Genomic DNA, 1,509 nt, shown 5'->3' with positions numbered 1-1,509 from the left:
ACCGCGGCTCAGCTGCCGGCGATCGAGATCGCACCCGCGAGGACGTTCGACCCGGTTGCCTGCTTCACGTCGCCGAACGGCAACCAGCGGCCGTCGGCGAGTCGGATCGTGTGCAGCAGCCGGTTCTCGCGGGTGACGACCGCGAGGTGCAGGGTGCCGCGCGACGCCGTGACCGCGACGTCGTTCACGAAATCGCCCGGCGCGCCCGTCTGCGAGGAGATGTCCCGAAACTGGGTCCAGCCGGTCGAGCCGAGCGCGGCGTGGTAGACCGCGCCGTCGCTGCCGATCACCGCGGCGTGCAGTTCCGCGCCGACTTGGGCGACGTCCACGCTGGTCGCGGTCACCCCGGCGGCCGGGGCGAACGGCACGGCGGAGGCCTGCCCCCAGGTGCCGTCGGTGCGTCGGACGAACGACGACAGCGCCGTGCCGTTGGCGCGGTCCACGACGAACACGCGCAGCACACCGCCGTCTGCCGCGACCGCGAGGCTGCTGTCCCCGGGGGACTGGGCGGCGACGACGGTCGGGCTCGACCACGTGCCGTCGGCGTGCCTCGCCGTGTGCTCGATCGGACCGCCGTCGGCCCTACGCACCCGGTGCAACTCACCACCGACGGCTGTGAGGGCGAAGGTCGTCGAGCCGGTGGCGTCCGGCGGCGACGCGGCCTCCGTCCACGAACCGTCCGCGTGCCGGATCACGTACCGGAGTCCTCGGTAGTACGCACCGACGCCGTAGTAGTACTGCTGCATCAGGTGCTCTTCGTCGCCGACGATGACCGACGCGAGGACGCCCGAGAAGTGGGCGATGGGTGCGTAGGGCACGGTGGCGAACGGGTACCAGGACCCGTCGTTGCGGCGGATCGTGTGCGCCACGTCGCCGCGGGTGGCGGTCGTGGCGAAGTGGACATCCCCCGGGGCGTGCAGCGCGCTCGGCTGGGCCTGCGCGGGCGCGGTGGCGGCCAGCGCACCCATGGCCACCGCGGCGACCAGCGGCAGTCGGAGCACGGTTCGTCTCAACATGGCAGTTCCCCCTGTCACGCGCGCCGTCGTGGCGCGAGTGACCTGCCTATCACCACTCGTGCCGAGGGGAGGGGCTTTCGGGACAAAATCCGCCTGATCACCCCGTCACGACGGGGCTCTCCACCGGCGAGCGACACGGTGGCGGACGGGCACCTGCGATCCGCGAACTGTCCATTGTAGACGATCATAGGGGCGTGCGCGGCAACGCCCGCGCATGCGGGCCACAAGGCCGGAGAGGGCACCGTGACCGTGTGTGACACCACCCACTTGGGATCACGGTGGCGCGACGGGCCGGTGAAGTGCGGGTAAAGTCGCACGTCGGCGACACCGCGGTCGTGACGCCACAGGCTGCCAGACCGGTTACCCACCGAGTGCGGTGCAGCGATCCCACCCCTCGGAGGACTTCACAGTGCGTTCCCCCGCCACTGGTGCCCGCCGGTGACCCTGGCCCCCCACAACGCTTCCGACCTCGGCCTCCCCGCGTCGGTCGACG

The 1,509-nt window shown here is 71.8% G+C and carries 1 protein-coding gene; it reads right to left on the bottom strand.

Annotation, left to right across the window (positions count from 1 at the left end):
• Positions 1-8 precede the first annotated feature (8 nt).
• Positions 9-1,016, bottom strand: coding sequence for a hypothetical protein (locus AB0G02_RS39675; RefSeq protein ID WP_360805533.1), 1,008 nt, complete (start codon positions 1,014-1,016; stop codon positions 9-11).
• Between the last annotated feature and the right edge of the window lie 493 nt (positions 1,017-1,509).

The organism is Actinosynnema sp. NPDC023658 (assembly GCF_040639995.1).
Taxonomy (GTDB): Bacteria; Actinomycetota; Actinomycetes; order Mycobacteriales; family Pseudonocardiaceae; genus Actinosynnema.
Note: the sequence above shows the minus strand (reverse complement) of the source record. Positions and strands in the feature narration are given on the sequence as shown.

Excerpts from the sequence above, each read along its gene's own strand:
- AB0G02_RS39675 (WP_360805533.1), bottom strand. The coding sequence starts at position 1,016 with ATGTTGAGACGAACCGTGCTCCGACTGCCGCTGGTCGCCGCGGTGGCC.